At 72.3% G+C, this 25,641-nt stretch carries 24 protein-coding genes; 13 read left to right on the forward strand and 11 right to left on the reverse strand.

What is annotated here, in order from left to right:
* The first annotated feature begins 152 nt into the window (after positions 1–152).
* Together NDAS_RS14570 and NDAS_RS14575 are read left to right on the forward strand one after the other, a co-directional pair.
* Positions 153–2,477 carry a hypothetical protein gene (locus tag NDAS_RS14570; protein ID WP_013153972.1) on the forward strand — a complete coding sequence of 775 codons (2,325 nt, stop codon included), beginning with the start codon at positions 153–155 and terminating at the stop codon, positions 2,475–2,477.
* A 258-nt stretch (positions 2,478–2,735) separates the two neighbouring features.
* Positions 2,736–3,110, forward strand: coding sequence for a hypothetical protein (locus NDAS_RS14575; protein ID WP_013153973.1), 375 nt, complete (start codon positions 2,736–2,738; stop codon positions 3,108–3,110).
* Between the two features lie 209 nt (positions 3,111–3,319).
* Here NDAS_RS14575 and NDAS_RS14580 read toward each other — a convergent pair whose 3' ends face one another.
* The 8 genes from NDAS_RS14580 to NDAS_RS14615 are packed head-to-tail and all read right to left on the reverse strand — an operon-like array spanning position 3,320 to position 9,957.
* Entirely contained in the window at positions 3,320–3,688 is a 369-nt protein-coding gene (locus NDAS_RS14580; RefSeq protein WP_013153974.1) for a metal-sulfur cluster assembly factor, read from the reverse strand.
* The gene (sufU, locus tag NDAS_RS14585) at positions 3,688–4,164 is read right to left on the reverse strand and encodes a Fe-S cluster assembly sulfur transfer protein SufU (protein WP_013153975.1); all 477 of its coding nucleotides are present in this window, start codon (positions 4,162–4,164) and stop codon (positions 3,688–3,690) included. Before sufU ends, NDAS_RS14580 begins: the two co-directional genes overlap by 1 nt.
* 19 nt (positions 4,165–4,183) lie before the next feature.
* On the reverse strand, positions 4,184–5,485 hold the full coding sequence (locus NDAS_RS14590) for a cysteine desulfurase (protein WP_013153976.1): 1,302 nt from the start codon (positions 5,483–5,485) through the stop codon (positions 4,184–4,186).
* A 3-nt stretch (positions 5,486–5,488) separates the two neighbouring features.
* Entirely contained in the window at positions 5,489–6,250 is a 762-nt protein-coding gene (gene sufC, locus NDAS_RS14595) for a Fe-S cluster assembly ATPase SufC (protein WP_013153977.1), read from the reverse strand.
* Positions 6,251–6,258: 8 nt separating this feature from the next.
* Complete coding sequence (locus tag NDAS_RS14600; RefSeq protein ID WP_013153978.1) at positions 6,259–6,594, reverse strand: non-heme iron oxygenase ferredoxin subunit; 336 nt, start codon at positions 6,592–6,594, stop codon at positions 6,259–6,261.
* Entirely contained in the window at positions 6,587–7,747 is a 1,161-nt protein-coding gene (gene sufD / locus NDAS_RS14605; protein ID WP_013153979.1) for a Fe-S cluster assembly protein SufD, read from the reverse strand. Before sufD ends, NDAS_RS14600 begins: the two co-directional genes overlap by 8 nt.
* Position 7,748: 1 nt before the next feature.
* Positions 7,749–9,161, reverse strand: a complete 1,413-nt coding sequence (sufB, locus tag NDAS_RS14610; protein WP_013153980.1) for a Fe-S cluster assembly protein SufB — start codon at positions 9,159–9,161, stop codon at positions 7,749–7,751.
* A 19-nt stretch (positions 9,162–9,180) separates the two neighbouring features.
* Entirely contained in the window at positions 9,181–9,957 is a 777-nt protein-coding gene (locus NDAS_RS14615; RefSeq protein ID WP_013153981.1) for a helix-turn-helix transcriptional regulator, read from the reverse strand.
* A gap of 307 nt (positions 9,958–10,264) precedes the next feature.
* On the opposite strand from NDAS_RS14615, the gene NDAS_RS14620 reads away from it, so the two are divergent.
* Together NDAS_RS14620 and NDAS_RS14625 are read left to right on the forward strand one after the other, a co-directional pair.
* On the forward strand, positions 10,265–11,206 hold the full coding sequence (locus NDAS_RS14620; protein WP_013153982.1) for an ABC transporter ATP-binding protein: 942 nt from the start codon (positions 10,265–10,267) through the stop codon (positions 11,204–11,206).
* Positions 11,206–12,045 (forward strand): ABC transporter permease, encoded by an 840-nt coding sequence (locus NDAS_RS14625; protein ID WP_013153983.1) that lies wholly within the window; start codon positions 11,206–11,208, stop codon positions 12,043–12,045. Before NDAS_RS14620 ends, NDAS_RS14625 begins: the two co-directional genes overlap by 1 nt.
* A 12-nt stretch (positions 12,046–12,057) precedes the next feature.
* On the opposite strand, the gene NDAS_RS14630 is transcribed toward NDAS_RS14625, so the two are convergent.
* The gene (locus tag NDAS_RS14630; RefSeq protein ID WP_013153984.1) at positions 12,058–12,750 is read right to left on the reverse strand and encodes an RICIN domain-containing protein; all 693 of its coding nucleotides are present in this window, start codon (positions 12,748–12,750) and stop codon (positions 12,058–12,060) included.
* 124 nt (positions 12,751–12,874) lie between these two features.
* On the opposite strand from NDAS_RS14630, the gene NDAS_RS14635 reads away from it, so the two are divergent.
* The 4 genes from NDAS_RS14635 to NDAS_RS14650 all read left to right on the forward strand — a co-directional run bounded on the left by NDAS_RS14635 (position 12,875) and on the right by NDAS_RS14650 (position 15,932).
* Entirely contained in the window at positions 12,875–13,291 is a 417-nt protein-coding gene (locus NDAS_RS14635; protein ID WP_013153985.1) for a hypothetical protein, read from the forward strand.
* A 6-nt stretch (positions 13,292–13,297) separates the two neighbouring features.
* Positions 13,298–14,245: an EamA family transporter gene (locus NDAS_RS14640; RefSeq protein ID WP_013153986.1), complete on the forward strand. Its 948-nt coding sequence runs from the start codon at positions 13,298–13,300 to the stop codon at positions 14,243–14,245.
* 169 nt (positions 14,246–14,414) lie between these two features.
* Positions 14,415–14,609, forward strand: a complete 195-nt coding sequence (locus tag NDAS_RS14645; protein ID WP_013153987.1) for a hypothetical protein — start codon at positions 14,415–14,417, stop codon at positions 14,607–14,609.
* A gap of 210 nt (positions 14,610–14,819) precedes the next feature.
* A complete protein-coding gene (locus NDAS_RS14650) occupies positions 14,820–15,932 on the forward strand; it encodes a COX15/CtaA family protein (protein ID WP_013153988.1) in 1,113 nt (370 codons plus the stop codon).
* On the opposite strand, the gene NDAS_RS14655 is transcribed toward NDAS_RS14650, so the two are convergent.
* Together NDAS_RS14655 and NDAS_RS14660 are read right to left on the reverse strand one after the other, a co-directional pair.
* Positions 15,868–17,154: a PrsW family intramembrane metalloprotease gene (locus NDAS_RS14655; RefSeq protein ID WP_013153989.1), complete on the reverse strand. Its 1,287-nt coding sequence runs from the start codon at positions 17,152–17,154 to the stop codon at positions 15,868–15,870. The genes NDAS_RS14650 and NDAS_RS14655 overlap by 65 nt on opposite strands.
* A 146-nt stretch (positions 17,155–17,300) precedes the next feature.
* Complete coding sequence (locus NDAS_RS14660) at positions 17,301–18,266, reverse strand: heme o synthase (protein WP_013153990.1); 966 nt, start codon at positions 18,264–18,266, stop codon at positions 17,301–17,303.
* 679 nt (positions 18,267–18,945) lie between these two features.
* Here NDAS_RS14660 and tkt point away from each other — a divergent pair.
* The 5 genes from tkt (at position 18,946) to pgl (ending at position 25,633) form a co-directional block, all read left to right on the forward strand.
* Positions 18,946–21,039, forward strand: coding sequence for a transketolase (gene tkt, locus NDAS_RS14665; RefSeq protein ID WP_013153991.1), 2,094 nt, complete (start codon positions 18,946–18,948; stop codon positions 21,037–21,039).
* 99 nt (positions 21,040–21,138) lie between these two features.
* Positions 21,139–22,245: a transaldolase gene (gene tal / locus NDAS_RS14670; protein WP_013153992.1), complete on the forward strand. Its 1,107-nt coding sequence runs from the start codon at positions 21,139–21,141 to the stop codon at positions 22,243–22,245.
* A gap of 136 nt (positions 22,246–22,381) precedes the next feature.
* The gene (zwf, locus tag NDAS_RS14675; protein ID WP_013153993.1) at positions 22,382–23,935 is read left to right on the forward strand and encodes a glucose-6-phosphate dehydrogenase; all 1,554 of its coding nucleotides are present in this window, start codon (positions 22,382–22,384) and stop codon (positions 23,933–23,935) included.
* A gap of 28 nt (positions 23,936–23,963) precedes the next feature.
* On the forward strand, positions 23,964–24,890 hold the full coding sequence (locus NDAS_RS14680) for a glucose-6-phosphate dehydrogenase assembly protein OpcA (RefSeq protein ID WP_013153994.1): 927 nt from the start codon (positions 23,964–23,966) through the stop codon (positions 24,888–24,890).
* Positions 24,887–25,633 carry a 6-phosphogluconolactonase gene (gene pgl, locus NDAS_RS14685; RefSeq protein ID WP_013153995.1) on the forward strand — a complete coding sequence of 249 codons (747 nt, stop codon included), beginning with the start codon at positions 24,887–24,889 and terminating at the stop codon, positions 25,631–25,633. The genes NDAS_RS14680 and pgl overlap by 4 nt, the downstream gene beginning before the upstream one ends.
* The last annotated feature ends 8 nt before the right edge of the window (positions 25,634–25,641 follow it).

Consider the following 25,641-nt stretch of genomic DNA (forward strand, 5'->3'; position numbering starts at 1 on the left):
CGGCTGGCCGTGCCCGCCCGTGGCGCACGGACCGGCCTCCCGTCCGGCCTCCCCGCGGGTGAGGGGCGCGTACTGTGGTGCATCGAACCGAAGGCCCGTGCGGTTCCTCCCCAATTCACGTGCAGACACCAGGAGGTCGAGGTCCCCAGCGGATGAACGCCGTCTCTCCGATCTGCCTCGTCGACCTCGCACCCGCACTGCGGTGGTCGAGGTCGCCGGACGTGGCTCCCCTGCTCCACCACGACCGTCTGATCGACGGCTGGTGGCACTCGCTGCCCGTCGCACGCGTCCTGGACATCGCGGGACCGCCCTGGCTCGCGCACGGCATCGCCCGCCTGGCCCTGGAGCAGTGGTCGCACCTGCCGCTGGCCGAGTTCCTGCCGAGCCTGCGCACCCAGCTGGTGGACTGCTCCGACCTCTCCGAGCCCGTGCGCGGCGCGGTCGCGGCCACCGCCGGGGACTGGGAACGCCTCATCTCCACGAGTCCGCAGGAGATCGGCACGTGGGCGCTCGCCGACTGCGACCCCATGGACATCCTGAGCACGGTGGCCTGGCGCGCGCTACAGCCCTGCTGCGAGCTTCCCGGGGGCCCCACCCCCTCCCCCGCCCTGATGATGGAGGCCGTGCGCACCATCGCCCACTGGCTGCCCGACTCCGCGCCCGAGCACGTGCACAGCGCGCTGGAGTACCTCACCGCGGCCACGGGCTCCGGGATGGGGACCGAGAGCCCCGGACACGCGGCCCCGCCGCAGACCCCGGCCACGCGCGCGATCCGCACCCTGCGGGCCCTGCGCGCCCAGCGCGGCGAGGAGGCCGAGCCCTCCGGCGCTGCGGTCCGGGAGCAGGCGGCCACGGCCATGGTCAGCTCGGCCGCGATGATCCCCGGCTCCGCCCTGCGCACCGAGGCCGTGGGCGGGGACGGCGCCGGCAGCGAGGGCGCGGGCGACCTGCGCTCGCAGTTCCGCAGCTCCCTGCTGGGGCCCGGGCGCACCCTGCGCCGCCCCAGCTTCGGCCCGCCCAAGGCCATGCGGCCCGACCACGCCGAGGAGCGCCCCCCCGCCCCGGCGCTGGGCCAGCACCCCCTGGTGGACCTGGTCGAGGAGATGTTCCGCTCCTGGCCCGAACTGGAGCGCACGGTGGCCGCCGAGCGCTTGTTCGCCACCGACCCCATCAGCATCCGCGTGCTCTCGGAGCAGATCGCGGTGGACGTCACCGAGATCCGCTCCGCCCAGCGCAAGGTGGAGGAGCGCCTGCTGCGCTGGCTCAACGCGCCCGAGGGCGCCGCGATCACCAAGCACCTGCGCGAGCTGTCCGAGCAGCTGGGCGCGGCGACCACCATCGACCGCCTGATCAACGCCCACCCCGACCACCCGGTGGACGTGCCCACCCTCAACACGCCGCTGTGGCGGGTGATCATCACCCTGTTCACCGACCGGCGCATGCACAACGGCTGGCTGATCGCCGACGACCCCAACCGGCTGCGCTGGCAGACCCGCGAGCTGCTGGACGACGCCCCCAGCATGACCGAGGCCGGGATCAGGCTCAGCCGGATCGGCATCCGCCAGCAGGAGCTGCGCGCCTGGCTGCTGAGCACCCCGGGGGTGAGCCTGCGGGACGGACACGTGTTCACGGACCCGTCGGTGCCCATGGAGATGCCCGCCAACCACCCGGGCCACACCGCCCCGGAGGACTCGGGGGCCACCACCGAGAACGGGCTGCCCATACGGCGGCGCGTGGACGCGCAGCCGTCCGCGGCCCCGGCCGAGCCCGTCCCCTCACACCAGCACGGACCCGCTCCCGAGCAGGTCCCCGCGGTCTTCGGCGCCGCCGCCCTGGACCCGCACCGCGTCGTGCCGCTGGGCCCGGCTCCCGGACAGGCCCACGGCCTGCCGCCCACGGCCCCGGTCGCGCCGCCCGCCCCGCCCTCGCGGTCCGGTGCGAGCGACCCGGCCATGGCTGCCCGCTGCTTCCGCGCCCCCGACGGGCGCTGGTGGCACCGCATCGACATCACCGCCGACCACCTCAACGGCGCGCCCGTGGCCGTGCCCACCGGGTACGCCACCCACCTGGGCCTCCAGCCCGGGCGGCTGCTGTGCCTGACCGCCCCGGGCGCGGACCTGCTGGTGCTGGTCTGGCGCGACCAGCCGGCGTTCGACTCCCTGCGCCCCCTGCTGCGCCGCCAGGCCGCCCAGCCCGGCGACCGCGTGTTCATCACCGTGGCCGGGGACCGGCTGGACGCGCGCAAGCTGCCCGCCACCGACCTGAGCGGCCACTCCCCCACGGCCCGGGCGCTGCACCTGAGCGGCTACACCGCGCCCGCCTCCACCGAGGACGCCCTGAAGATCCTCTCCCGTCGGATCACCGACAGCGACGACGAGGCGTTCGCCGACCCCCAGTCACTGGTGGACCTGCTGTCCCTGCGCGGTGACAACGACATCGCCGCGGAGCTGCGCGCGGGCATGTTCGCCGCGCACTAGGCACGACTCGCCACGAGCGCCCGTCGCCCCCCGGCGGCGGGCGCTCTTCGCGTGCCGGGGCGCCGAGCGGTCCGGCAACGCAAGCGAACGGGGCGTTACGACGCCCTGAAGGCACACGAATCCCGCATGAACACACACAAAGACAGAAATAAAAACACACAAACCCTAGAAGTGGCCTTGTGCGTGTGGTTGACTACTCACCGCCCCCTTCCGGGTAGCGGTCCCACCCCCTGTTCCACGACCACACTGAGGAGTTCCATGTCCGCCGCGTTCTCACGAGGCAAGTCGCTCGCCCTCACCCTGGCCCTGGGCCTCCTGCTCTCCCTCGGCCTCGCGGTGGGCACCGCCACCCCCGCCGCGGCCGCGGGCACCTTCCGCCTGTGCAACGTGTCCTCCGACTACACGGCCTACGCCGACTTCGGCAGCTTCACCACCTTCGTGGTCAACCCCGGCCAGTGCACCAGCACCGGCATCAGCTCCTCCGGTGTCTCCTACTCCGTGACGATCCGGGGCACCTGGGCCAACTCGCCGAGCAAGACCACCACCCAGTACCGGGTGCCCGCCGGGCGCAGCGTCGACTTCCACGCCGGCGGCACCTTCGCCGCCCCCCAGTTCAACCCCCTCGTCTACTGACGGCCCCGGGCGCCCGCGCCCGAAGGCCCTGAGGCTCCCACGGCCCCCGCGCCCGACCGCGCGGGGGCCGCTCCCGTCCCCGCGACGCGGACCGTCACCGGCCGCCGCGGCACCGGAAGGGCTCCGGGGGCCCCGCGGCAGCGGCCCCGCACACGCGAACGGGCCGGTCCCCGAGGGGTAGCCGGCCCGTTTCGCGCGTGCGGCGCGTGTCAGACGTTGAAGCCCAGCATGCGCAGCTGGTCGCGCCCGTCGTCGGTGATCTTGTCCGGACCCCACGGCGGCATCCAGACCCAGTTGATCTTGACGTCGCGCTCGAACTCGTCCAGGGCGCTGGTGGCCTGGTCCTCGATCACGTCGGTCAGGGGGCACGCCGCGCTGGTCAGGGTCATGTCCAGCGTGATGGTGCTGTCGTCGGCGTTCACCCCGTACAGCAGGCCCAGGTCGACGACGTTCACGCCCAGCTCGGGGTCGATCACGTCCTTGAGCGCCTCGCTGATCTCCTCGACCAGCGCCTCCGCCTCCGGGGAGAGGGGAGCGCCCTCGACGGCCTCGGTCGTTGTCGTCTCGTTCTCGCTCATCAGACGGCTTCCTTCTCCAGGGACTGCGACACGGCGTCCTTCCAGGCCATCCACCCCAACAGGGCGCACTTGATCCGCGCGGGGTACTTGGACACGCCGACGAACGCCACGGCGTCCTCCAGCACGTCCTCGTCGGGCTCGCCCTTGCCCTTGGACTGCATCAGCTCGGTGAAGGCGTCCAGGGTGGTCATGCCCTCGGCGACGGTGCGGCCGATGAGCAGGTCGGTCAGCACCGAGGTGCTGGCCTGGCTGATCGAGCAGCCCATCCCCTCGTAGGAGACGTCGCTGACGACGGCCTCGCGGTCGAGGCCGCCGGAGCCCTCGGCGGGGGTCAGCGCCACCCGGAGCGTCACCTCGTCCCCGCAGGTGGGGTTGATGTGGTGCGCCTCCGCGTTGTGCGGATCGCGCAGGCCCTTGTGGTGCGGGTTGCGGTAGTGGTCCAGGATGATCTCCTGGTACATCGCGTCCAACTGCATGGTCAGGCTGTTCCTCGCTCTAGGGCCGGGTTCCGAAGAACTTCTGCGCGGCCCTGATGGCCTCCACGAGCGCGTCCACGTCCTCCCGCGTGTTGTACAGGTAGAAGGACGCGCGCGTGGTCGCGACGACGCCCAGCCTGCGGTGCAGCGGCCAGGCGCAGTGGTGGCCCACCCGGACCTCGACGCCCCGGTCGTCCAGGACCTGGCCCACGTCGTGCGGGTGGATGTCGTCCACGGCGAAGGACACGGCGCCGCCGCGGTCCACCGCCTCGGCGGGGCCGACGATCCGCACGCCCTCCAGGGCGCCGATCCGCTCCAGCGCGTACTCGGTCAGCGCGTGCTCGTGCTCGGCGACCCGCTCCATGCCCACGCGGGACAGGTAGTCGCAGGCCGCGGCCAGGCCGACGGCCTGCGGGGCCATCGGCACACCGGCCTCGAAGCGCTGGGGCGGGTCGGCCCAGGTGGAGTACTCCATGTGGACCACGCCGATCATGGAACCGCCGGTGATGAACGGCGGGATGGCCTCCAGCAGCTCCCGGCGCCCCCACAGCACCCCGATCCCGTTGGGACCGAGCATCTTGTGGCCGGAGAAGACCAGGAAGTCCACGCCCAGCGCGGCCACGTCGACCGGCATGTGCGGGACCGACTGGCAGGCGTCCAGCACGGTCAGCGCGCCGACCTCGCGGGCCCGGGCGACGATCTCCCCGACCGGGTTGACGGTGCCCAGCACGTTGGACTGGTGGCTGAACGCCACGACCTTGGTGCGCTCGTTGACCAGGTCGGCGATCCCCGACAGGTCCAGGCGCCCCTCGTCGGTCACCGGGAACCAGCGCAGGGTCGCCCCGGTGCGCTGGCACAGCTGCTGCCAGGGCACCAGGTTGGCGTGGTGCTCCATCTCGGTCACCACGACCTCGTCGCCGGGCCCCACCTGGAAGCGGCGCAGCTCCTCGTCGGCGGTCGCGGAGTTGCTCAGCGCGTAGGCCACCAGGTTGACGCCCTCGGTGGCGTTCTTGGTGAACACCACCTCCCCGGCGTCGGCCCCGATGAACCGGGCGATGGTCTCCCGGGCCGCCTCGTAGGCGTCGGTCGCCTCCTCCGCGAGCTGGTGCGCGCCACGGTGCACCGCCGCGTTGTGGCGTTCGTAGAACTCACGTTCGGCGTCGAGCACCTGACGGGGCTTCTGCGAGGTGGCCCCGGAGTCGAGGTACACCAGCGGCCGCCCGTCGCGGACGGTCCGGGAGAGGATCGGGAAGTCCTCCCGGATCGCCGCGACGTCGAGCGGGGCCGCCCCGGCCCGACCGAACTCGCGGACTGTGGTCATCGGTTACGCGCCCGCCTTCACGAAACGCTCGTAGCCCTCGGCCTCCAGCACGTCGGCCAGCTCCGGGCCGCCGGACTCGGCGACGCGGCCGCCCGCGAACACGTGCACGAAGTCGGGCTTCACGTAGTTGAGGATCCGGGTGTAGTGCGTGATGAGCATGACGCCCATCTCACCGCTCGCCTTGGCGCGGTTGACGCCCTCGGAGACGACCTTGAGCGCGTCGACGTCCAGGCCGGAGTCGGTCTCGTCCAGGATGGCGACCTTGGGCTTGAGCAGCTCCAGCTGGAGGATCTCGTGGCGCTTCTTCTCACCGCCGGAGAAACCCTCGTTGACGCCGCGGGCGGCGAAGGCCGGGTCGATGGACAGGTCCTTCATCGCTCCCTGGAGCTCCTTGGAGAACTGGCGGAGCTTGGGGGCCTCGCCGCGCACCGCGGTGACGGAGCTGCGCAGGAAGTTGGACATGGACACGCCCGGGACCTCGACCGGGTACTGCATGGCCAGGAACACGCCGGCGCGGGCGCGCTCGTCGACGCTCATCTCCAGGATGTTCTCGCCGTCGACGAGGACCTCGCCCTCGGTGATCTCGTAGCGCGGGTGGCCAGCGATCGCGTAGGCGAGGGTGGACTTGCCCGAGCCGTTGGGCCCCATGATGGCGTGGGTCTCACCGGAGTTGACGGTCAGGTCAACGCCCTTGAGGATCTCCTGCCGCTCGTCCTCGCCGATGAGGACGTCGGCGCGCAGGCCGCGGATTTCGAACTTGGTCATTTCAGGCCTCAGGAATTCTTCTCATCCAGCGAGACGAGCACGTCTTCGCCGTCGATCTTCACGTCGTAGGTGGGGACCGCCTGGGTCGCGGGCGGATTGATCGGCGCCCCCGAGCGCAGGTCGAAGCAGGAGCCGTGCAGCCAGCACTCGATGGTGCCGTCCTCGACCTCGCCCTCGGACAGGCGGACCTCGGCGTGCGAGCACACGTCCCGCACGGCGTACACCTCGCCCTCGCTGCGGACCAGGGCGATGGGTGTCTCGTCGTCGGTCTCGACCCCGAGGGCCCCCTCCTCGGGGATCTCGGAGAGCTCGGCGACCTTCACCCAGCGTCCGGCCTCACTCATGGGCGGCCAGCTTGCGCTCGACCTTGGCCATGATCTCCTCACGCAGCTCCTCGACCGGGATCCGGTTGATGAGCTCCAGGAAGTAGCCGCGGATGACCAGGCGCCGGGCCTCGTCCTCCGGGATGCCCCGGGAGCGCAGGTAGAACAGGTGGATGTCGTCGAGGCGACCGCTGGCGGCGGCGTGCCCGGCGCCCTCCACCTCACCGGTGAAGATCTCCAGGTTGGGCACCGAGTCCACACGGGTGTCGTCGGTGAGCTGGAGGTTGCGGTTGTGCTCGTAGGAGTCGGTGCCGGTGGTGCCCTCACCGATGATCACGTCGCCGATCCACACACCGTGGGCGTCCTTGCCGCTCAGCGCGCCCTTGTACTCCACCCGCGAGCGGGTGTTGGACATGTTGTGGTCGATGAGCGAGCGGTGCTCGTGGTGCTGGCCGTCGCCGGTGAAGTACAGCCCGTGGAGCTCGGCGTTGGCGCCGCGCCCCTTGTAGGCCACCTTCGGGGAGAGCCGGACCAGGTCGCCGCCCAGGGTGATCACGATCGACTTGAACGTGGCGTCCTTGGCCACCTGGGCGTTGTGCTGCGAGACGTCGACGGCGTCGCCGTCCCAGTCCTGGACGCTGATCAGCGTCAGGCGCGCGCCCTCGCCGACGTGGATGTCCACGCTGCCCGCGCGCACGCCCGTGCCGGTCTGGTTGAGGACCACGACCGCCTCGGCCAGCGGCTTGACGTCCAGGACGAACTGGTCGTAGCGCGTGCCGCCCTGGGCCTGGCGGTTGACGGTGATCGGCCGCTCCAGGGCCGCGCCCTGCGCGACCGTGATGACCGTGGCCTCCTCGAAGGAGGTGTAGGCCTGGGCGGTGACGCGGTCGGCGGGGAACCCGGCGGTGCCGAGCCGCGCGTCGCCGCGGCCGACCGTCTCGACGGTGGCGCCCTCGGGGACGTCCACGTCGAGCTTGTCGGTGCCGTCGGCGACGGCGCTGCCGTCGTGCAGGCCCTTGAGGCGGCGGATCGGAGTGAAGCGCCACTCCTCCTCACGGCCGCCGGGGACGGGGAAGTCGTTCACGTCGAAGGACCCGTGGGTGGCCAACTTGGAGAACGGGATCTCCCCCAGGCCGTGGCTGTGGGCCTTGGGTTCGGTGCTCGGGCTGGTCAACTTAACCAACCGCTCCTTCCATCTGAAGCTCGATCAGCCGGTTCAGTTCCAGCGCGTACTCCATGGGCAGCTCGCGCGCGATGGGCTCGACGAACCCGCGCACGATCATGGCCATGGCCTCGTCCTCGTCCATGCCCCGGCTCATCAGGTAGAAGAGCTGGTCCTCACTGACCTTGGAGACGGTCGCCTCGTGCGCGAGCTCGGCGTCGTCCTCGCGCAGGTCGTTGTAGGGGTAGGTGTCCGAACGGCTGATGGTGTCGATCAGCAGCGCGTCGCACTTGACCGAGGACTTGGCGTGGTCGGCGCCCTCCTGCACCTGCACCAGTCCCCGGTAGGAGGCGCGGCCCCCGCCGCGTGCCACCGACTTGGAGATGATGGTGGAGGAGGTGTTGGGCGCGCAGTGCACCATCTTGGACCCGGTGTCCTGGTGCTGGCCCTCGCCCGCGAAGGCGATGGACAGGGTCTCGCCCTTGGCGTGCTCGCCCATCAGGTAGACGGCCGGGTACTTCATGGTGACCTGGGAGCCGATGTTGCCGTCGATCCACTCCATGGTCGCGCCCTCTTCGGCCACGGCGCGCTTGGTGACCAGGTTGAAGACGTTGTTGGACCAGTTCTGGATGGTCGTGTAACGGCAGCGGGCGTTCTTCTTGACGATGATCTCCACGACCGCGGAGTGCAGCGAGTCCGACTTGTAGATCGGCGCGGTGCAGCCCTCGACGTAGTGGACGTAGGCGCCCTCGTCGACGATGATCAGGGTCCGCTCGAACTGGCCCATGTTCTCGGTGTTGATCCGGAAGTAGGCCTGGAGCGGGATCTCCACGTGCACGTTCTTGGGCACGTAGATGAACGACCCGCCGCTCCACACGGCGGTGTTGAGCGCGGCGAACTTGTTGTCGCCGGCCGGGATCACGGAGCCGAAGTACTCCTCGAAGATCTCCGGGTGCTCCTTGAGGGCGGTGTCGGTGTCCAGGAAGATGACACCCTGCTCCTCCAGGTCCTCGCGGATCTGGTGGTAGACGACCTCGGACTCGTACTGCGCGGCGACACCGGCGACCAGGCGCTGCTTCTCCGCCTCGGGGATGCCCAGCCTGTCGTAGGTGTTCTTGATGTCCTCGGGCAGGTCCTCCCAGGAGGTGGCCTGCTTCTCCGTGGACCGCACGAAGTACTTGATGTTGTCGAAGTCGATCTTGGACAGGTCCGCGCCCCAGTTGGGCATGGGCTTCTTGTCGAAGAGCCGTAGGGACTTGAGGCGGAGCTTGGTCATCCACTCCGGCTCGTCCTTCTTGGCGGAGATGTCGCGGACGACCTCTTCGTTGAGACCGCGGCGGGCCGAGGCCCCGGCCGCGTCGGAGTCGGCCCAGCCGTACTCGTATGTTCCGATCCCCTCGAGCTCGGGATGCGCGATAGACGTCATGCGCGGACTCCTCCTGGACTCAGACGTCCTTGTGGTGAACTGAGCCGTCCGCCGCCTGGCGGATGGCCTTGGCCGCGGGGGTGCCGTCCTCCCCGCTCGCCGCGTCGCCCCGGGGGGTGACGTGGGTGGTGCACACACCGTCGCCGTGGGCGATGGTGGCCAGCCTGCGCACCGGGGTGCCCAGCAGCCGCGCGAAGGCCTCGATCTCGGCCTCACAGAGTTGCGGGAACTCGGCGGCCACGTGCGCGACGGGGCAGTGGTGCTGGCACAACTGGTCGCCGCCGCCGGGCGCGGGCGCCCGGCCCGCGGTGGCGGCGTAGCCGTCGTTGGAGAGGGCCTCGGCCAGCAGCCGGACGCGTTGCTTCGCGGGAACCGCGTCCAGCAGGGGCTTGTAGCGCCGCTCCAGGTCGGCGACCTGACTGCGCGCGAACTCGCCCACGGCTCCGGGACCGGCCGTGTCGGCCAGGAAGCGGAGCGCGCTGGTGGCGAGGTCGTCGTAGGCGTGGACGAAGGCGTCGCGTCCGGCCTCGGTGATGGCGAAGACGCGCGCCGGGCGGCCCCGGCGGCGTCGCCCGCCGTGGGGCCGGGCGTCGCGGGCCTCGACCATGCCCTCGCTGGTCAGGTTGTCGAGGTGGCGGCGGATGGCCGCCGGGGTGAGCCCGAGCCGCTCTCCCAGGGCGGAGGCGGTGATCGGGCCCTTCTCCAGGATGAGCCGCGCGACCCGTGCGCGGGTGCCGGTCTCGGCCCCGCGCTCCGTTCCGGCCAGGGGACGGGTCACACTGGACGCCTCGGACACAGTCTTCCCCTCCCTCTCTGACGCGGCCCTCTGGTTTTGACAACATCAGTGTGGCGTAAATAAGTCCGCCGAGGCAAACCCGACCCCATGGACTTGGTCACCAAGGACAGGCTTGCCTTACAGGGGGTTCACGCACCGGCAACCTCGCGGACACGAACAAGGACGGGCCCGCGATCCTTCCCGACGACCATATTCCGAGACCGCCGTATCGGCATCCGGACGGGAGTGTTCGGCGCGCCGCCGGGCCCCGGGCGCCCCGGCCGGGGCGGTGAAGCCCTCCGCCGGGCCGCACGTAGACTCAGGGCCCATGGACACAGCCGCGGTCGAGGTCGTCGACCTGGTCAAGCGCTACGGCGCCACCACCGCAGTCACCGGCCTCACCTTCAGCGCGCGCCGGGGCGCGGTGACGGCTCTGCTCGGTCCCAACGGAGCGGGCAAGACGAGCACCATCGAGATCTGCGAGGGCTTCCGCCGCGCCGACGGCGGACGGGTGCGGGTGCTGGGCCTGGACCCCGTGGCCGACTCCGGCGCCCTCAAACCCCGCGTCGGGGTGATGCCCCAGTCCGGGGGCGTGCCCACCGGCGCCCGCGCCGCCGAGTGGCTGCGGCTGATGGCCTCCTTCCACGCCCGGCCGATCGAGCCCCGCCTGCTGCTGGAGCGGCTGGGCCTGACCTCGGTGGCCACCACGCCCTTCCGCCGCCTGTCCGGCGGCCAGCAGCAGCGCCTGTCCCTGGCCTGCGCCGTGGTCGGCCGCCCCGAACTGGTCTTCCTGGACGAGCCGACCGCGGGCCTGGACCCGCAGGCGCGCATGGCCACCTGGGACCTGGTGGCGGCCCTGCGCGAGGCGGGCGTGGCGGTGATCCTGACCACGCACTACATGGAGGAGGCCGAGCGGCTGGCCGACCACGTGGTCATCATCGACCGCGGCGCCGTGGTCGCCGAGGGCACCCCGGCCGAGCTGACCGGGGAGCGCAGGGAGGTCTGCTTCTCCGCCGAGGCCCCGGTGGACACCGCCCTGCTGGAGGCCGCCCTGCCCGAGGGCAGCCGGGTGGAGGCCCAGGGCCCGGCCGACGGCCGCCGCGAGTACGCGGTCTTCCCCGGCGGCGGGGGCGCGCCCGGACCGGAGTTCCTGGCCACGGTCACCGCCTGGTGCGCCTCGGCCGGAGTCCTGGCCGAGGACCTGCGCGTGCGGCGGCGTACCCTCGAAGACGTCTTCCTCGAACTCACCGGCAGGGAACTGCGCGACTGATGCACGAGCACACCTCCACCGCCTCCGCGCGGGCGACCGCCGACGCGCCCGCTCACGGAGGCGACGACGCCTCGCTGTTCACCCCCGCGCCCGGGGCCGCGCCGATGTGGCGGATGGTCGCCGCGCAGGCCGGGATGGAGCTGCGGGTCATGCTGCGCCACGGCGAGCAGTTCCTGCTCACCATGGTGATCCCCGTGCTGCTGCTGGTGGGCTTCAGCCTCACCTCGGTGCTGGACGTGGGCGAGGGGGCGCGGGTGGACGCGCTCACGCCCGGCGTGCTGGCGCTGGCGGTGATGTCCACGTCGTTCACGGGCCTGGCCATCGGCACCGGCTTCGAACGCCGCTACGGGGTGCTCAAGCGGCTGGGGGCGACCCCGCTGTCGCGCTTCGGCCTGCTGGCCGCCAAGACCCTGGCCGTGCTGGGCGTGCAGGCGATCCAGACGGTGGTGCTGTGCGCGGTGGCGTTGGCGCTGGGCTGGTCGCCCGCGGTGAGCCCGGCGGGCGTGCTGGCGGCCGTGGCGCTGGTGCTGCTGGCCACCGCCGCGTTCAGCTCGCTGGCCCTGCTGATGGCGGGCACGCTGCGGGCCGAGGCGACCCTGGCCGGGGCCAACCTGGTGTACGTGCTGCTGCTGGGCCTGGGCGGGGTCCTCTTCCCGGTCAGCAGCTTCCCCGGACCGCTGGAGCAGGCGGCGTCGGCTCTGCCGATCACGGCGCTCAGCTCGGGGCTGCGCACGGTCCTGGCCGACGGTTCCCTGCCGGGCCCCGGCGCGTTCGCGGTGCTGGCCGTGTGGGCGCTGGTCTGCGGCGTCCTGGCCAGCCGCCTCTTCCGCTGGGAGTGACCCCGGGCGGGGTCAGCCCAGGGGCAGCAGGCGCCACTGCTGGTGGGCGTGGCCGCCGTCGGGCGCCTGGGCGACCCTGGTGCCGTTGTCGGGGGCGCCGCCCTGCGCCTCCAGTGCCTGGCCGGTGGCCCGGTTGACCAGGCGGACCACGCCCGGCCCCACCTCGATGAGCGACCAGTGCTGGTTGGGCGAGCCGGTGCGGGTGAGCAGTGCCGCGCCTGGCTGCGCGGCCGGGTCGGCGGGGATCTCCAGGAGCTTGCCGCTGCCCACGCCCTCGATCTCGTAGAAGCCCCCGTCCACGGGGATGAAGCGCCACTGCTGGTTGGTCTGGTCGTGGCGGTCCCACAGGTGGATGTACGCGCCGTTGGCGGTGGACGTGCCCGCGACGTCCATGACGCGGCCGCCGTGGACGCTCTGGACCGCGTAGACGAGCGCGGGGTCCAGGCCCGCGGGGTGGACGACCTCCTCCTCCGACGGCTCCTCGGCGGGCTCCTCGGACTCGGGGGCTCCGGGCGGCTGGACCAGGATGCCCGAGGCCGTGGTCATCTCCGGCTCCTCGGACCGGTCGCCTCCGGACACGAGCAGGCCGCCGGTGTAGCCGCCGACGAGGGCCACCAACAGCAGGGCCAGGGCTCCGGCCAGGAGCGGCCAGCGGGGGACGTACCGTTCGTGGGCGCGGGGGGAACGGGCACGGCGTCGGGACATCGAGGACACTCCAGCGGGGTGCGGGCGGGGGCCGCGTCGTTCCACGGCCCGGACCATTTCACACCACTTTGCCGGTTTGTTGCACGTTCGCCCGCCAGTGGTGGGGGCTCGATAGGGTCCGGGCATGGAAGCGATCGGAGTCCCCTGGTTCATCGCGGTCCGCTACCTCGGCCCGCCGTTGTTCCTGCTCGCCGCGGGCGGCGCCCTGGTGCTGCGGCGGCGGCCCGCCCGTCCCGGACTGGTGTGGGCCGCGCTGCTGGTGAACCTGCTCGCGGCGGCGCTGCCGTTCCTGTGGATCGGGGTGCAGGTCCTGACCGGCCGGGCGGACCAGACGGTGCACGGGCTGGTCATGACGCTGGCGCAGCCCGCGGTGGCCGTGGCGGCCTGGGGACTGCTGCTGGCCGCGGTCGTGGCCCGGCCCCCGGGAGCGGACCGGGCCGGGGCCGTGCGGCCCGCGAGGGGCCCGGACCGGGCGGACCGGAGCCGGGCGCGGACCGGGGACGGCGGGGAGCCGGAGAGAGCCCCCGAAAACGTAGGATGACTTCCCATGAGCACTCCGTCCCGGCCCCAGGCAGCGTTCTCCCCGCTCCGAGCGGTGGAGGCGGTGCCCCCGGTCTGGCTGGTGATGGTCGGCATCGTCTCGGTGCAGACCGGCGCCGGGGTGGCCAAGAACCTCTTCGACGTGCTGCCCCCGGCCGCGGTCGTGTGGCTGCGGCTGCTGACCTCGGCGGTGCTCCTGGTCCTGGTGGCGCGGCCGGTGCTCAGGGCGCGCTCGCGCGGCGACTGGCTGGTGGTGGTCGGCTACGGCGTCGCGCTGGCGATGATGAACTTCCTCATCTACCAGGCCTTCGCGCGCATCCCGCTGGGGATCGCGGTCACCATCGAGTACCTGGGGCCGCTGGCCATCGCCATCCTGGGGTCGCGTCGCCGGATCGACCTGGTGTGGGCGGGCCTGGCCGGGCTGGGCGTGGTCGCGCTGGGGCTGGAGTCGGGCTCGATGGACCCGCTGGGCATCCTGTTCGCCGTGCTGGCGGCGGTGGCCTGGGCGGGCTACATCCTGCTCAGCGCGTCGACGGGCCAGCGGTTCAGCGGCACGTCCGGCCTGGCGATCGCCAGCGTGGTCGGCGTGGTCGTCATGGCGCCGGTCGGGGTGTACCAGGGTGGCGCGGCCCTGCTGGACTGGCGCCTGCTGCTGTTCGGCCTGGTGGTCGGCGTGCTGTCCTCGGTGGTGCCCTACACGCTGGAGCTGACCGCGCTGCGCCGGATGCCGCCGCGCGTGTTCGGGGTGCTGATGAGCCTCCAGCCCGCCGCCGCGGCGCTGGTGGGCCTGGTGGTGCTGGGTGAACTCCTGACCGTGTGGCAGTGGTTCGCGGTGGCCTGCGTGATCGTGGCCAGCGCGGGTTCCACCCGCACCTCGGCCCGCGACCGCGGGGACGGCCCCGAGTCCGACGGCGCGTCCGCCCGGCCGCCCCGGCGGGGTCCCGAGGAGCGGTAGGCGGGCGGGGTCCGCGACCGCCGTGTCCGCGAGGCGCCCGTCGGGGCGGCCCGTACGGGAAGACTCGGACAGGAGTTTCGCTACTCCGTGTTTCTGATTAGACACAAATGGTTATCTGTCCTGGTGGGTCGGCCAAACGGCACGATCACTCGCACTCGAAGGGAAAGCCATGCGCACCACCGCCAAGATGATGATGACCGCCCTGTTCACCGCCGGCCTGCTCGGCATGGGGTTCGGGACCGCCTCCGCGGGCGAGAACGACACCGACGTCTACCAGGCGTGCGTGCAGGAGCAGGGCTTTCTCGGTCTGATCAACCTGGACCTGGACCTGCTCAACCAGTGCATCTCCAACCACGTCGGCTAGGACCGCGCCGACCGGCCATCGGAGGCGGGCCCTCCCGAACCGACGAGCCCCGGGATCGGGCCGATCGGGAGGACGGATCCCGCCGCCGCGGAGGGGGCGTCCACGCGTGGGCGCCCCCTCCCCCTGTGCCGAACGGCGGCGTCGGCCCAGGTGGGAGACTGCGCGGGGGGTGGACTCAGGTTCCCGCGACCATGTACTACAGTCTGTCGTATGTCTGATTCCCCGGCCTCCGCGGTGCTGGCCGCGAACTCGGTCCCCCCGCTCGCGGCGGAGGACATCTCCCTTCTCGGATTCCCCCTGTGGGGCTGGCAGATCGCCGTCGCGACCGCGGGAGTACTCGCTCTGGTGCTGCTCGCGCGCACGATCTGGACACCCACGCAGCGGTCTCTGCGGGCCTGGGCGCTCGGCAACATCGTCGTCAACGCCGGAATCGCCGTCACCGGCGCCACCGTGCGCGTCACCTCCTCGGGCCTGGGCTGCTCGGAGTGGCCCAAGTGCACGCCGGAGAGCTTCGTGCCCATCGACACCGGGCACGCCGCGCTCAACGCGGCCATCGAGTTCGGCAACCGGACGCTCACCTTCGTCGTGCTGGCGGTCGCCGTCATCACCTTCGTCGCGGTCATGCGGATGAGCCCGCGCCGCCCCGACCTGGTCCGGCTGGCCGTCATCGTGCCGTTCGGCGTCCTGGGCCAGGGCGTGGTCGGCGGCATCACCGTGTGGACCGACCTGCACCCCGCCTCGGTGGCCGCGCACTTCCTGCTGTCCATGGTGATGGTCTTCATCACGGTCGCCCTGTACGTGCGCTGCCAGGAGCCCGAGGGCAAGCCCCAGGTGTCCGCGGGGCCCATGCTGCACGCCCTGAGCGTCGGACTGGTCGTGGTCGGCTTCGTCCTGCTGGTCGCCGGGACCGTCGTCACCGGCACCGGCCCGCACGGCGGCGACGCCGCGGCCCCCCGCTGGGGGTTCGACCTGGCGGCGGTCACCCGCCTGCACTCCGCGCTGGCCTGGCTCACCACGGCCGGGGCCGTGCTGGCCACGGTCATCGCCTTCCGCGGCGGCGCCCGGCGGCCGGTCCGCATGAGCAGCGTGTTCCTGCTGGCCACCGTCGTCCTCCAGGGCGTCGTGGGCTACACCCAGTACGCCCTGGAACTGCCCGAGGCCCTGGTGGTCCTGCACGTCCTGGGCTCGGCCCTGACCTGGGTCGCGATCTCCCGTCTGTACTTCTCCACCACGCGCCTGGTCCCGCCGGGTCAGGAGCTCAGCGAGGACCCTGCTGACCGTGACGGGGAACGTAGTCCTGCTGTGCCCGCGCCTGGGCGATGACGTGGGCGAAGTCGGCCCGGCGCAGGAAGCCGGAGTCGGTGGGGTTCTCCGCCCAGCCCGGGGCGACCGGCTGGGGCATCCGCCCCAGGAAGGCGTCCCGGGCCACGTGCATCAGCGCCAGGAACGAGTCCCGGTGGACCTTCCAGTCGGGCGCGGGCAGCCCGGCGTCCAGCCTGCGGTGCAGCAGCGCGAGCTCGGTGGCGGCGAGCTGGTACTCGCGCATCGCCTCGCGGCCCCTGCGGCCGGCGTTGCGCGCCGCCCACTCCCTGGCCCGGCGGCGCCCCTGCAGTGAGCTGAGCATGGCGATGTCGGACGGGGTGACCAGGCCGGTGGAGACGTAGGGCGGCAGGTACCGGGCGATCGCGCCGATCTGCCGGTGGCGGTCGCGGGTGGCCAGCGCCAGGACCGCCATGAGCACGCCGAAGAGCACCATGTAGGCGACGGCCAGGCCGGACCAGCCGAAGTAGGTGGACCCGTTCCACATGCCGTGCAGCAGCACCGCCGCGGCCCACCCGGCGACGGGGGCCAGCAGGCGCAGGGCCCCGGAGCGCATGGCGGCGTAGGCCACGCCGATGCCGATCATCGCGGTGTAGACCGGGTGCCCGAACGGGGCGATCAGCCCCCGGATGGCGAAGGTGGCCACCAGGGTCCCGTCGAAGAACGCGCTGAGGAAGTACAGGATGTTCTCGGTGAAGGCGAAGCCGGTGGCGACCATCCCCGCGTAGATCACCCCGTCGGTGAAGGTGTCCAGCTCGTGGCGGCGCCGCCAGAGCAGGATGAGCAGCACCACGCCCTTGGCGCTCTCCTCCACCAGCGGCGCCACCGCCGCCGTGCCCAGGAAGTCGCCCAGGTCGCGGCCGAACAGCGGAACCGTGACGTGGGCCAGGCCCCAGCTGTTGAGCAGCAGGGAGACCACCACGGCCACGCCCGCGCCCCAGGCGAAGGCGAAGAACAGCACCCATCCGGGCTCGGGCTCGATCCGGTCGAGCATGAGGATGAGCGGCACGAGGATGCACACGGGGATGACCGCGGCGACGAGGCTGACGGCGAAGCCGAGCCCTCCGTCGATCCCGGCGGCCGCTCCCCCGGCCAGGGCGAGCAGCCACAGGTAGACCAGCATCCCGATCATGCAGACCACGCTGACGGTGGTGCCCAGGATGAGGGTCATCGAGTAGCGCGAGCGTCGGCCCTGGAGGATGGCCTTGCTGTCGAGACGGGGCATGGGCACCGATCGTAGCGGGAACCGGGCCGACCACGGCTTTCGCCCCCGGCCGACCGCCGGGAGGGCCGCGCGGGCCCCGACCGGTGACGGCCAGGGCGCCCGTGGGCGGCTCCCGGACGGGACACCGCCCGCGGGCGCGGGCGGCCTCAGCCCAGGAGGCCCGCGATCAGGGGGTCGACGGTGACCGCCACGAACAGCAGCGCCAGGTAGGCGTTGGACAGGTGGAAGAAGCCCATCGTCTTGAGCTGCGCGCCGGTCACGCCCGCGCGGGAGCGGTTGAGCAGGCGGTGCGCCTGGACGACCAGCAGCGCGCCCAGGGCGACGGCGACCGCGCCGTAGAACCAGGTGGTGCCCGCCACCGGCCAGAACAGCACCGACACGATCGCGGTGGCCCAGCTGTAGAGCACGCACTCCAGCAGCACCCGGCGGTCGGTGGCGACCACGGGCAGCATCGGCACCTTGGCCTGCGCGTAGTCCTCCTTGTAGCGCATGGCCAGCGTCCAGGTGTGCGGCGGCGTCCAGAAGAACACCACCAGGAACAGGACGAACGGGGCCCAGTCAAGGCTGTTGGTCACCGCGGCCCAGCCGATGAGCACCGGCATGCACCCGGCGATGCCGCCCCACACCACGTTCTGCGCGGTGCGCCGCTTGAGCAGCAGCGTGTACACGAAGATGTAGAACAGGATCGCGAAGACCGACAGCACGGCCGAGAGCACGTTCACCAGCAGGGCGAACCCGACGGTGGAGCCGACGGCCAGCACCAGGCCGTAGACGAGGGCTCCGCGCGGGGTGACCAGGTCCATCGCGCCGGGGCGCTGGCGGGTGCGACGCATCTCACGGTCGATGTCGCGGTCGATGTAGCAGTTCATCGCGTTCGCGCTGGCCGCCGACATGGTGCCGAACACCAGGGTGGCGACCGCGGTCCACAGCGGCGGCACGCCCCCGGCCGCGACGAACATCACCGGGATGGTGGTGATGAGCAGCAGCTCGATGACGCGCGGCTTGGAAAGGGCGACGTAGGCGCGGACGTGGGCGCCCAGCGAGGCCCTGCGGGGGGCCTGGGGCTGGTCGCCGTGCGGGTTCGTCCGCGGGGCGCGGTTGGTGAGGGCCATCAGTACCCGGTCCTCACGGCCGGACGGTTCTCTCGCGTCCCCCCGGGGGCCACCGGCTCGGTTTCAGACACGCGGATACCTCGACAACTCTAGGGGTTTCGACACTGCTCGCCACGCGGGGGCCGGCGGACCGACAAAGCGTCTGGATCGGCGGAAACCCCGTCAACGACATACTGTAGTACTTCCTCGCGCGCGCCTGAGACCAGCCCCCTCACAAGGAAAACCGCTGGTCCTCGGGCCTGGGTGCGTACGGTGGTCCGCCGGGTGTACTGAAGGGTCGCACAGGCTCCGACGCGCTTCCAGCCCGCCACGCACCGCCCGCGGCCCCCGCCCCGCGGCGCGCGGTCGGCGGCACGCGCCGCCGACGGCCGCCCGGGAGGCGCTCCCCGCACCCCTACCGGTCGGTAATGAGAGGTGTCGGGCAACGACATCCCGGGTAGCGGACGATAGGCTCGATCGTGGCCGAATCCGTCGTGGTCTCCAGCCCGCGGCGGCCGTCGCCCGGGGACGCCGCGTCCGCGCCCTGAACAGCCGCGGGTGCGCGTTCCCGCAGTGCTCGGCCCCGCCCGCACGGCGGGCCGCCCGGGTCCCGGCGGCGGTTCGAGAACGAACGCAACCGACACACCCCGCGCTCCGGCCGACGGGCGCGGGGGGTGCCCGAGAAGGAGAACGAAAGTCCGTGAACGCCCACACCCCGCAAACCCTGGAGTGGTCGGACCTCGACCTCCGCGCCGTCAACACGGTCCGGGCCCTGGCGATGGACGCGGTCGAGAAGTCGGGTAACGGACACCCCGGCACCGCGATGAGCCTGGCGCCAGCCGCCTACCTGCTCTTCCAGAAGATCATGCGCCACGACCCCTCGGACCCCGAGTGGACGGGCCGGGACCGCTTCGTGCTGTCGATCGGCCACTCCAGCCTCACCCTGTACATCCAGCTCTACCTCGCCGGGTACGGGCTCGAACTGGACGACCTCAAGAACCTGCGCCAGTGGGGCAGCCGCACGCCCGGCCACCCCGAGTTCAGCCACACGCCGGGGGTGGAGACCACCACCGGTCCGCTGGGCCAGGGCGTGGGCAACGCGGTCGGCATGGCCATGGCCGCCCGCCGCGAGCGCGGCCTGTTCAACCCCGAGGCCGGCCCGGGCGCCAGCCCCTTCGACCACCACATCTACGCGTTCTGCTCCGACGGCGACGTCCAGGAGGGCGTGAGCCACGAGGCCAGCGCCCTGGCCGGGACCCAGCAACTGGGCAACCTCATCATGATCTGGGACGACAACCGGATCTCCATCGAGGACGACACCCGCATCGCGCACTCCGAGGACGTGGCCGAGCGCTACCGCGCCTACGGCTGGCACGTGGAGGAGGTCGACTGGAGCGCCACCGGCGAGTACGTCGAGGACGTCGAGGCCCTGTTCCAGGCGATCGTGCGCGGCAAGGCCGAGACCCAGCGCCCGACCTTCATCCGCCTGCGCACCGTCATCGGCTGGCCCGCGCCCAACAAGCAGAACACCGGCGCCATCCACGGCGCGGCCATCGGCGCCGACGAGATCTCCGCCACCAAGGCGATCCTCGGCCTGCCCGACGAGCCCTTCGCCGTCGAGGACGCGGTGATCGAGCACACCCGCCGCGCCGTGGACCGGGGCCGCGAGGCCCGCGCCGCCTGGGAGGTGGAGTTCAGGGCCTGGCACGAGAGCGCCGGGGAGCACGCCGAACTGTTCGACCGCCTGGTCGAGAAGCGGCTGCCCGAGGGCTGGGAGAAGGCCCTGCCGACCTTCGAGGCCAGCGAGAAGGGGATGGCCACCCGCAAGGCCAGCGGCGAGGTGCTCTCGGCCCTGGCGCCGCTGCTGCCCGAGCTGTGGGGCGGCTCGGCCGACCTGGCCGGGTCCAACAACACCACGCCCAAGGGCGAGCCGTCCTTCCTGCCCTTCGACCGCGCCAGCGAGATGTTCCCGGGCAGCCCCTACGGGCGCGTCCTGCACTTCGGCGTGCGCGAGCACGGCATGGGCTCCATCCTCAACGGCATGGCCCTGCACGGCCCGACCCGGCCCTACGGCGGCACCTTCCTCGTCTTCAGCGACTACATGCGCCCCGCGGTCCGGCTGGCCGCGATCATGCAGCTGCCGGTCACCTACGTGTGGACGCACGACTCCATCGGCCTGGGCGAGGACGGCCCCACCCACCAGCCGGTCGAGCACCTGTGGGCGCTGCGCGCCATCTACGGCCTGGACGTGATCCGCCCCGCCGACGCCAACGAGACCGCCGTGGTGTGGCGCGAGGTGATCGAGCGGGGCGACCGCCCGTCCGCGCTGGCGCTGACCCGCCAGAACCTGCCCGTCCTGGACCGCGAGGAGTACGCCTCGGCCGAGGGCGCGGTCAAGGGCGGCTACGTGCTGGCCGAGGCCGACGGGGGCTCCCCCGAGGTCATCATCATGGCCACCGGCAGCGAGGTGCAGATCGCCCTGGACGCCCGCAAGGCGCTCCAGGAGGCGGGCACGCCCACCCGCGTGGTGTCCATGACGTGCGTGGAGTGGTTCGAGCGCCAGAGCGAGGAGTACCGCGAGCAGGTGCTGCCCTCCTCCGTGCGCGCCCGCGTGTCGGTGGAGGCCGGGATCGCCCTGGGCTGGCGCGAGTACGTCGGCGACGCCGGCGAGTCGGTGAGCCTGGAGCACTACGGCGCCTCCGCCCCCTACCAGGTCCTGTACGAGAAGTTCGGCTTCACGACCGAGGCGGTCGTCGAGGCGGCCCGCAAGAGCATCGCCAGGGCCGGCAGCTGACCCCGGCGGGCCCCGCCGGAGGATCCCGGCGGGGCCCGTCCTCCTTTGACGTGTGTGACCGGGGGCGGCGCTCCGCCCCCCAGGAAGGCGGAAGAACCCATGAGCAACGCACTCCGCGACCTCTCCCAGGCGGGCGTGTCCGTCTGGATCGACGACATCAGCCGTGAGCGGCTGCGCTCCGGCAACCTGGCCGAGCTGATGTCGACCCGCCACGTGGTCGGCGTCACCTCCAACCCCACCATCTTCGACAAGGCGCTCGCCGAGGGCGACGCCTACGACCAGCAGGTCCACGAGCTGGCCGTGCGGGGCGTGACGGTGGAGGAGGCGGTGCGCATGATCACCACCTACGACATCCGCTGGGCCGCGGACACCCTGCGCCCGGTCTACGACTCCACCGACCGCGTGGACGGGCGCGTCTCCCTGGAGGTGGACCCGCGCCTGGCCAACGACACCGAGCGCACGGCCGCCGAGGCCAAGGCGCTGTGGTGGATGGTGGACCGGCCCAACCTGATGGTCAAGATCCCGGCCACGGCCGCGGGCCTGCCCGCGATCACGCGGGTGCTGGGCGAGGGCATCAGCGTCAACGTCACGCTGATCTTCTCCCTGGAGCGCTACCGCCAGGTGATGGACGCCTTCCTGGAGGGGATGGAGCTGGCCCGCGCCAACGGCCACGACCTGTCCCGCATCCAGTCGGTGGCCTCGTTCTTCGTCAGCCGCGTGGACACCGAGGTGGACAAGCGCCTGAAGGAGATCGGCACCGACGAGGCGCTGTCCCTGCTGGGCCGCGCCGCCCTGGCCAACGCCCGCCTGGCCTACGAGGCCCACCAGGAGGTCTTCGCCTCCCCCGAGTGGAAGGCCCTGGAGGAGCACGGCGCCACGCCGCAGCGGCCGCTGTGGGCCTCCACCGGCGTGAAGGACCCCTCCTACGAGGACACCCTCTACGTCGCGCAGCTGGTGGCGCGCGACACCGTCAACACGATGCCGGAGGCCACGCTGGAGGCCACCGCCGACCACGGCGAGATCACCGGCAACACCGTGCTGGGCACCTACGAGCAGGCCCGCGCCGACTTCGCCGCGCTGGAGAACGCCGGGATCAACCTGACCGACGTGTTCGCCGTGCTGGAGGACGAGGGCGTGGACAAGTTCGTCAAGTCCTGGGAGAGCCTGCTGAGCGCGCTCTCGGCCAAGCTCGACAAGCTGTCCTGAACCGCGCGGCCGTCCCGGCGACGGGACGGCCGCGCCCTTTCCGCCCGTCCCCACCCGCCTGCCCCCGGCGGGGGCGGCGCCCAGCCTCCCACCGGCCACTCTCGACAGGAAAGACGGGAACTTGAAAGAACCGGTGATGCCGGGAGCGGTACCCAACCCGCTCCGCAACGCCCTGGACCGCAGACTGCCCCGTATCGCCGGACCCAGCGTGCTGGTGCTCTTCGGCGTCACGGGCGACCTGGCCCGCAAGAAGCTCCTGCCGGCCATCTACGACCTGGCCAACCGGGGGCTGCTGCCGCCGGGCTTCGGCCTGGTGGGGTTCGCCCGCCGGGACTGGGAGGACCAGGACTTCGCCGACGAGGCCTACCAGGCGGTGCGCGAGCACGCGCGCACCCCGTTCCGCGAGGACGTGTGGCGCCAGCTCAGCGAGGGCGTCCGGTTCGTCCAGGGCGAGCTGCACGACGACGACGCGTTCGACCGCCTGGCCGAGTGCGTGCGCACCCTGGACACCGAGCGCGGCACCGGCGGCAACTACGCGTTCTACCTGTCGCTGCCGCCCAAGCTGTTCCCCACCGTGGTCAAGCAGCTCAAGCGGAGCGGCCTGGCCGAACCCGAGGAGGACCAGGTCTCGGAGGGCGGGATCCGGCCGTGGCGGCGGGTGGTGATCGAGAAGCCCTTCGGCCACGACCTGGAGAGCGCCCGGGACCTCAACGCGGTGGTGGACGACGTGTTCCCGCCCTCGTCGGTGTTCCGCATCGACCACTACCTGGGCAAGGAGACGGTCCAGAACATCCTGGCCCTGCGCTTCGCCAACACCCTCTTCGAGCCCCTGTGGAACCGCAGCTACGTGGACCACGTGCAGATCACCATGGCCGAGGACATCGGCGTGGGCGGCCGGGCGGGCTACTACGACGGGATCGGCGCGGCCCGCGACGTCATCCAGAACCACCTCCTCCAGCTGCTGGCCCTGGTGGCGATGGAGGAGCCCATCTCCTACAGCGCGGACGCGCTGCGCGCGGAGAAGGAGAAGGTGCTGGCGTCGGTGTCGCTGCCCGAGGACCTGTCCACGGGCACCGCGCGCGGCCAGTACGCGGCGGGCTGGCAGGGCGGCGCGGCGGTGCGCGGCTACCTGGAGGAGGAGGGCATCCCCTCCGACTCGGTGACCGAGACCTACGCGGCGCTGAAGCTGTCGGTGGACACCCGGCGCTGGTCGGGCGTGCCCTTCTACCTGCGCACCGGCAAGCGGCTGGGCCGCAGGGTGACGGAGGTGGCGCTGGTGTTCCAGGCCGCCCCGCAGCAGCTGTTCCCGCGCACCGACGTCAGCGAAGTGGGGCAGAACGCCCTGGTGCTGCGCATCCAGCCGGACGAGGGCGTGACGCTGCGCTTCGGCTCCAAGGTGCCCGGGGCCAGCATGGAGGTCCGCGACGTGAGCATGGACTTCGCCTACGGGCAGTCCTTCACCGAGGCCAGCCCCGAGGCCTACGAGCGGCTCATCCTGGACGTGCTCATCGGCGACCCGCCGCTGTTCCCGCGCCAGGAGGAGGTCGAGCTGTCCTGGCGGATCCTGGACCCGGTCGAGGAGTACTGGTCGAAGGCGGGCCAGCCCGAGCAGTACGGCTCGGGCACCTGGGGCCCGGAGTCGGCCGAGCAGCTGCTCTCCAGGGACGGGCGCCAGTGGCGGCGCCCGTGAACAGCCACGACCCCGCCGGGAGGAACCGATGACGCTCTACCTGCCGCGCACCACGACCTCGCAGATCACCGAGGCGCTCATGGCCGAGCGGCTCAGCGTGGGCGGCGGTGCCATGAACATGGTCCTGACCCTGGTCATCGTCACCGACGAGGCCGACCACTACGACGCGGTGCGCGCCGCGACCGAGGCGGGCCGCGAGCACCCCTCGCGCGTGGTGGCGCTGGTGCGGCGCGACCCCGACGCCGAACCGGCCATCGACGCCGAGATCCGCCGCCCGGGCACCTCGGGGCCCGGCGAGGCGGTGCTGCTGCGGCTGTACGGGCCGCTGGGCGAGCACGCCGACTCGGTGGTCACCCCGCTGCTGGTGCCCGAGGCGCCGGTGGTGGTGTGGTGGCCGGGCGTGGGCCCGGCCAACCCGGCCGCCGATCCGATCGGACGCCTGGCCCAGCGCCGGATCACCGACGCGCTGCGCGCACCGGACCCGGTGAGCGACCTGCTGGAGCGGGTGTCCCACTACAGCCCGGGCGACACCGACCTGACCTGGACCCGGCTGACGCCGTGGCGCTCGCTGCTGGCCAGCGCCATGGACCAGCCCTGCGGGTGGGTGACCTCGGCCAGTGTGACGGCCGAGTCGCACTACCCGAGCGCCGAACTGCTGGCCGCGTGGCTGTCGGACCGGCTGGACGTGCCGGTGTCCCGCGAGACCTCGCACGGCCCCGGCCTGACCGAGGTCCGCCTGACCACCGACCAGGGGGACATCACGATCTCCCGGGTGGACGGCCGGGTGGCCACGCTGTCGCGGTTCGGCCAGCCCGACCAGACGGTGGCCCTGTCGCGGCGCGCCGCCTCCGGGGCCCTGGCCGAGGAGCTGCGCCGTCTGGACCCCGACGAGATCTACGAGAGCGCGGCCCGGCACCTGGAGCCGCTGCTGTCCGGAAGCGGAGCACGAGGATGAGCGAACCGGAGATCGTCCGCCACTCCGACGCGGGGGCGCTGGCCGACAGCGTCGCGTTGAAGCTGGTGAACATGATCGTCCAGGCCGAGGCGGACAAGCGCGACTTCCACCTGGTGCTGACCGGAGGCGGGATCGGCATCCGCACGCTGGAGGCGGTGCGCGACCACGCCCTGGAGGCCGGGATCGGCTGGTCGCACGTGCACCTGTGGTGGGGTGACGAGCGCTTCCTGCCGGACAAGGACCCCGAGCGCAACGAGACCCAGGCGTGCGCGGCGCTGATCGACGCGGTTCCGGTGCCCGCGCACAACGTGCACCCGATGCCCGCCTCCGACGGGCTGGACGGCGACCACGTCGAGCACGCCGCCACCCGCTACGGCCGGGAGCTGGCGGTGGCCGCGCGGGCACGGGGACCGGTGCCCGTGTTCGACGTGTGCCTGCTGGGCGTGGGCCCGGACGCGCACGTGGCCTCGCTCTTCCCGGGTCTGCCGGGGGTGCGCGAGGACGAGGCGTCGGTGGCCGCGGTGCACGACTCGCCCAAGCCCCCGCCGCGGCGGATCACCCTGACGCTGCCGTCGATCCGGACGGCCCGCGAGGTGTGGGTGCTGGCCTCGGGAGAGGGCAAGGCCGAGGCCGTGCGGCTGGGCCTGGCCGGGGGCAGCGTGGACGAGGCCCCCGTGGCCGGTGCGCGCGGCGCGGAGCGGACCGTGTTCTGGGTGGACGAGGCGGCGGCCTCGAAGCTGTAGCCCGTCTC

The sequence above is a fragment of the Nocardiopsis dassonvillei subsp. dassonvillei DSM 43111 genome (assembly GCF_000092985.1).
Classification (GTDB): Bacteria; Actinomycetota; Actinomycetes; order Streptosporangiales; family Streptosporangiaceae; genus Nocardiopsis; species Nocardiopsis dassonvillei.